Genomic DNA, 6,013 nt, shown 5'->3' on the forward strand with positions numbered 1-6,013 from the left:
CACCGGCGCGGAGCGCACCGGCGAGCAACCACCGCAGGCCCGCCGCGTAGGACGCCCGCAGCTCGTCGAGACCCAGCGGCCAGGCGTCGACGGTGCCGGCCACGGCCGCGTCGCCGATCGCGTGCACGACCAGCACCCGGATCGCGGTGTCCTGCGCGGCCTCGTCGTCCACCCCGGCGCGGGCCAGCAGCGCGCGCATCGCGTCCCCGAGCCGCTGCGCGTTCTCCCCGCGCGCGCCGCGACGGGCCACGAAGTGCGGCACCAGGCCGGGGTGGGCGAGCAGCAGCTCGTGGGTCGCGGTCATCAGCGCGGTCAGCCCGGCCTCGGGGTCGGCGGACGGGTCCGGGAGCGGCAGCGCGCGGAGCAGGTCGTCGAGCACGGCGTCGAGCAGGCCCTCGCGGCCCTCGACGTGGCTGTAGAGGGCGTTCGGCGCCACGCCGAGCCGGCCGGCGACGGCGCGCATCGAGAGCGCCGACCCGTCGTCGAGCACCGCCCGCGCCGCGCCCACCACGGCCTGGCGACTCAGCCCCGCCCGCTGTCCCGGTGCCCGCATGCTTGGAAACTGTACGCCGTCCAGCTAAGCTGGACACCGTCCAACTCGACCCGGAGGCCGCCATGACCGACACGCTCCTCACCGGCACCGCCGCCGGCGTCCCCTACGTGCTGCGCCCGCCGGCCACCCCGCGCGCCGACGCCCCGCTCGTCCTGGCCTGGCACCTCATGGACGCCCCGCGCACCGAGCAGGCGTTCGCGGCGGCCCTGCCCCTGGCGGGGCTCGACGCCTGGCGGCTCTACCCCGGTCTGCCGATGTGCGGGGCGCGCTCGCCCGGCTTCGAGGAGATCCTGCGGCTGGGTCGGGAGGAGCCGGTCCTCAACCTGCACGGCGCCGTCAACGCCGCGGCCGTCGCCGAGCTGCCCGCCCTCCTCGACGCGGTCCGTGCGGAGCACGGCCTCGGTGACGGCCCGGTCGCCGTCGCCGGCGGGTCCGCCGGGGCGGGGATCGCCGGAGCGGCGATCGTCGAGGACGTCGTCGACGCGCGCGCCGCGGTCCTCGTCAGCCCGCTCCTGGTGCTGCGGCCCGTCGTGGCGGAGCTCGCGACGTTCTTCGGGATGGACTACCGCTGGACGCCCGAGTCCGAGGCGGTGGCCGACCGGATGGACCTCGTGGCCCGGTCCGGGGAGCTCGGCGAGGTGCCGGTGCGCTGCATCGTCGGGGCGCAGGACGCCGCCGAGGCGTTCCTCGACCCGGCGGCCCGGCTCCGCGACCTGCTGGTGGCGCGCGGCGTCCACGCCGACCTCCATGTGGTCGAGGGCATGGGGCACGCCCTCGCCGAGGAGCCCGGGGTCGAGCCCGCGCCGCAGACCGCGCACGCGGCCGAGGTCGACCGGCTCGCCGTCGCCTGGCTCGCTCAGGCCCTCGAGTTGGCCTGACCCAGCGCCTTCGTCAGGTCGGCGAGCAGCTGCGGGACATCGTCGCGGGGGACCACCGCCTGCACCACGGCCATCGTCGTCGGGTCCTCGCGGGCGGCCCGCAGCGCCGCACGCAGCTCACCCACGGTCTCCGCGCGGCACGCCGTCGCCCCGCCGTCCGGGGCGAACATCGCCGGCATCGCCGTCCAGTCCCAGCGCGTGATGTCGTTGTACGGCTCGGCCGGGCCGTGGATGGCGCGCTCGACGGTGTAGCCGTCGTTGTCCACGACGACCACCAGCGGCGCCAGCCCCTCCCGGACCATTGTGCCCAGCTCGGCCACCGTGAGCTGCGCGGCGCCGTCGCCGATCAGCAGGATCCCGCGCGAGGCGGGCTGGGCCAGGCACGCCCCGAGCGTCGCCGGGAGCGTGTAGCCGATCGAGGCCCACAGCGGCTGGCCGATGAAGGTCACCCCGCTCGGGAGGCGGTGGGTGGAGGCGCCGTAGAACGACGTGCCCTGGTCGGCGAGGACCACGTCGCCCTCCTGCAGGAACCCCGCGACCTCGGCCCACAGCGCGTCCTGGGAGAGCGGCTCCGCGTCGTCGTGCGCGCCCACCGGGTCCGCGGTGCCGTGCCGGCGAGGGGACGCCCCGCCCCGCGCCGCGAGCTCGCGCACCAGCGGGACCAGGGCGCCGAGGGCGGTCGGCAGCTCGATCGGGGCGAACGTCGCCGCACCGACGCTCGCCGTCCGCGGCCCCAGCTCGATCGTGCGCGGGCGCGTGATCCGCTGCGTGAAGAACCCGCTGGTGAGGTCGGTGAACTGCACCCCGGCGACGATCAGCGCGGCCGCGTCCTCGACGGTCGACCGGACGTCCTCGGCGCTGGCCGCCCCGGCGTAGGTGCCGACGAAGGCCTCGACGCTCTCGTCGACGAGGCTCTTCGCCCAGACCGTGGTCGCGTGCGGCACCGGCCCGGCGTCGAGCAGCTCGCGGAGCACCTCCCGGCCGCCCACGCGGTGGGTCAGCAGGCCGGCGAGCAGCGCGACCCGGTCCACCGAGCCGGCCCGTTCGAGCAGCGTGCGGGCGGCGTCGACGAACCCGGCCAGCGCCTCCGGGTCGGTGTGGTCGACCGGGGTCGGCAAGGGCTCCGCCGGCGGGTCGACCGCCGCCGCCGAGACGTCGGTGGGGATGAGCAGGTAGCCCGGGAGGTGCCGGTCGCGGACCTCGGCGAGCACCCGGTCGATCTCCGCGCGGGCGGTCTCGGCGGTCAGCGCCGCGCGGGCGCACGTGATGCCCTCGTGCATCGTCATGAAGTGCGTGAAGACGCCGTCGCCGAGCGAGTGGTGGACCATGCGGTGCGCCGCCTGGTGGTCGGTCGACGGGGCGCCGACGACGTGCACGACGGGCACGTGCTCGGCGAAGCTGCCGGCCACCGCGTTGATCGCGGACAGCTCGCCCACGCCGAACGCGGTGGCGAGGGCGGCCATGCCGCGCAGCCGCCCGTAGCCGTCGGCGGCGTACCCCGCGTCCAGCTCGTTGGCGCAGCCCACCCAGGTCAGCCGCGCGTGGCCCACGACGTGGTCGAGCATCGCGAGGTTGTAGTCGCCCGGCACGCCGAAGACGTGCTCGATGCCCACCTCGGCGAGCCGGTCGGCGAGGTAGTCGGCCACGCAGTAGGTCATGGCCGAGATGCTGCCAGCTCGCCCCGACGGCCTGCGACGATCCGCACGTGAACCCCGTGGACACCGTGGACACCGTGGAAGCCTCAGTCGGCCTGCGGCGCCTCGCCGCCCTGCGCCTGGTCGGCGAGCGCTGCGCGACCCCCGCCGAGGCGGTCGGGGTGCTGGGTGCGGCGCAGGGCCAGGACCTGCCCGGTGTGCTCGCCTCGATCGCGATGCGGACCGCGTCCGGCGACGTCGCGGAGGTACGGCGGGCGTTCGACGACGGCGAGCTCGTCCGCTCCTGGCCGATGCGCCGCACGCTGCACGTCGTCGCCGCCCGGGACCTGGCCTGGATGCTGCCGCTCGCCACCGCGCCCGCGCTCGCGGCGGCCGCCAAGCGCCGGACCCAGCTGGGGCTCGCCGACGAGACCGTCGAGCGCGCCGGGGAGGTGGCGCGCGAGGTCCTCGCCGGGGGCGGGCGGGCCACCCGCACCGAGCTCGCGGCGCACTGGGCGGAGGCCGGCCTGGCGCTCGACGCCGGCCACGTCACGCACACCGTCTCCGTGCTGGCGATGCGGGGGCTGCTGGCCTACGGGCCGTTCGCGACGCCCAAGGAGCAGGCGCTCGTCCTGCTCGACGACTGGGTGCCTGCACCGCGCCGGCTCGAGCGCGAGGAGGCGCTCACCGCGTGGGCCCGCACCTACTTCACCGGCCACGGCCCGGCCCGCCGGCAGGACTTCGCCCGCTGGACGGGCCTCCCGGCCGCCGACGTGCGGACCGCGGTCGAGGGCGCGCGCGAGCACCTCGTCGCCGACGACGACGGCCTCCTGCTCGACCCCGCGACCCCCGCGCGGCTCGCCGCCGCCGACGACCCGGGGGCCGAGCTCCTCCTGCCGGGCTTCGACGAGTTCGTCCTCGGCTACGGCGAGCGCGCCGAGGTCCTCGACCCCGAGCACGCCGACCGCATCGTGCCGGGGGGCAACGGCATGTTCCGCCCGACGGTCGTGCGCGAGGGCCGCGTCGTCGGGACCTGGAAGTGGGTGGGCAGCGGCAGGAACCGGCGCGTGGAGCGCGAGCTGTTCGCGGGCTGATCATGTACGACGGGTGCGATCAGGGAGCAGACTCCCGGGACATGACGACGACGGCTCGCTCGGCCTCCGCGGTGTCCTCGCCCCGGACCATCGAGATCCCGGTGGTCCCGATCGGCGCGCTGCTCGACGGCGCCGCCCGACGCTTCGGCGACCGGGCCGCCCTGGTGCACCACGACGACGTCCTCACCTACCGCGGGCTGTGGGAGGAGGCGTGCGGGGTCGCGCACGCGCTCGCCGCCCGCGGGATCGGGCCCGGCGACGTCGTCGCGCTGCACCTGCCGAACCGGCTGGTGTGGCCGGTCGCGTACCACGGCGTCCTGCTGGCCGGGGCCACCGTCGCGCTCGCGAGCCCCGCCCTGCCGCGGGACCTGCTCGACGCCCAGCTCGCCGACGCGGGCGCGGTCGCCGTCGTCAGCCTCGACCCGTCGCTCGAGAACGTGATCATCACCGACGGGCGGCACCTCGACCTGCCCGTGGCCGCCCACGACGCCGCGCCGGTCGTCGACCTCGACCCCACCGTCGCCCTCGCGCACCTCGCCTACACCGGCGGCACGACCGGGCGCTCCAAGGGCGTGGAGCTGACCCACGCGAACGTCGTCGCCAACGTGCTGCAGTACGTCGCCACGACGGCCGGGGCGGTGCCGGCGCCCGACGTGCACGGCGGGATCACCGTCGAGCAGGCCTCGCCGCCCGAGGAGCACCCGGTCCGGCTCGGCGAGGCCGTGTCGCTGGCCGTCGCCCCGTGGTTCCACGCCATGGGCACCAACGGCCTGACGATCGGGCTGGTCACCGGGACCACGGCCGTCGTCCAGGACCGGTTCGACCCGGCCGGCTACCTCGCCGACGCCGAGCGTCACCGCGCGACGACGCTGACCGGCGCCCCCGCGATGTACCACGCCCTGCTCGCCCACCCGGACACCGCGACGCGCGACCTGTCCTCGGTGCGCACGGTGACCTCCGGCGCGAGCCCCATGGCCGTCGCGCAGGCCGAGCGCATCGCGGCGCTGATGCCCGACGCCGTCGTCGTCGAGGGCTACGGGCTCACCGAGGCGACCATGGGTCTCTGCATCTCGCCGTCGGAACGCTCCGCGCACCGCCGCGTGGGGACGGTCGGGCTCCCGGTCGCGAACACCGAGCTCGTGCTGCTGCCCGTCGAGAGCGGGCGGCCCGGGGACGAGCCGGTGCCGCTCGGCGAGCGCGGCGAGATCTGGGCGCGCGGCCCGCAGGTCATGCGCCGCTACCACGACCGTCCCGACGAGACCGCCGAGAGCCTCGTGGACGGCTGGCTGCGGACCGGCGACATCGGGGTCCTCGGCGAGGACGGCCACCTCGAGGTGGTGGACCGGGCGAAGGACATGCTGCTCTACAAGGGCTACAACGTCTTCCCCCGCGAGCTCGAGGAACTGCTGGCCGCGCGGCCGGAGGTGCGGACCGCGGCCGTCGTCGGGCTCCCGGACGACGCGGTGGGGGAGCTCCCGACGGCGGCGGTGGTCCTGGCGCCGGGCGCCGCCGGGGTGGCGGAGCTGGCCGCTGCGGTGAACGGGGCGGTCCGGCCCTACGAGCGGTTGCGCCGGATCTACGCGGTGGACGCCCTGCCCGTCTCGGCGGCGGGGAAGGTCCTCAAGCGGGAGCTGCGCGCGACGCTGCTCGCGGTGGAGGGCGGGCCGGACTGGACCGACGGGTGAGCGGCGCGACCTGAGAGATCCGGTGGGCGGCCACCGGAGCGCACTGCTCTGATCGGAGCAGCCGTGCGCTGCTGGGCGCCGCTCTCGCGGCGCCGGGCGGTACCGGGCGGCGGGGTTCTCATGTTCGCGTTCCGCGAGGGGCCGGCTCCCTAGCGTGGCCGCCGACCCC

5 protein-coding genes are annotated in these 6,013 nt (G+C 76.5%); 3 read left to right on the forward strand and 2 right to left on the reverse strand.

All coding sequences use genetic code 11. The features are described from left to right. Positions 1-553: TetR/AcrR family transcriptional regulator (locus AC0CYZ_RS20105; RefSeq protein WP_472218536.1), on the reverse strand; the 553-nt coding region annotated here is incomplete at its 3' end. Positions 554-615: 62 nt separating this feature from the next. On the opposite strand from AC0CYZ_RS20105, the gene AC0CYZ_RS20110 reads away from it, so the two are divergent. Continuing rightward, positions 616-1,431, forward strand: coding sequence for an alpha/beta hydrolase (locus tag AC0CYZ_RS20110; protein WP_472218538.1), 816 nt, complete (start codon positions 616-618; stop codon positions 1,429-1,431). On the opposite strand, the gene AC0CYZ_RS20115 is transcribed toward AC0CYZ_RS20110, so the two are convergent. Continuing rightward, a complete protein-coding gene (locus AC0CYZ_RS20115; protein WP_472218540.1) occupies positions 1,410-3,089 on the reverse strand; it encodes an alpha-keto acid decarboxylase family protein in 1,680 nt (559 codons plus the stop codon). The two genes, AC0CYZ_RS20110 and AC0CYZ_RS20115, sit on opposite strands and share 22 nt — an antisense overlap. 74 nt (positions 3,090-3,163) lie before the next feature. Between AC0CYZ_RS20115 and AC0CYZ_RS20120 the strand changes: the two genes are divergently transcribed. Then, on the forward strand, positions 3,164-4,159 hold the full coding sequence (locus AC0CYZ_RS20120) for a winged helix DNA-binding domain-containing protein (RefSeq protein WP_472218541.1): 996 nt from the start codon (positions 3,164-3,166) through the stop codon (positions 4,157-4,159). A 41-nt stretch (positions 4,160-4,200) separates the two neighbouring features. Then, positions 4,201-5,844 carry a class I adenylate-forming enzyme family protein gene (locus tag AC0CYZ_RS20125; protein WP_472218543.1) on the forward strand — a complete coding sequence of 548 codons (1,644 nt, stop codon included), beginning with the start codon at positions 4,201-4,203 and terminating at the stop codon, positions 5,842-5,844. The last annotated feature ends 169 nt before the right edge of the window (positions 5,845-6,013 follow it).

Source organism: Actinomycetospora sp., assembly GCF_055612215.1.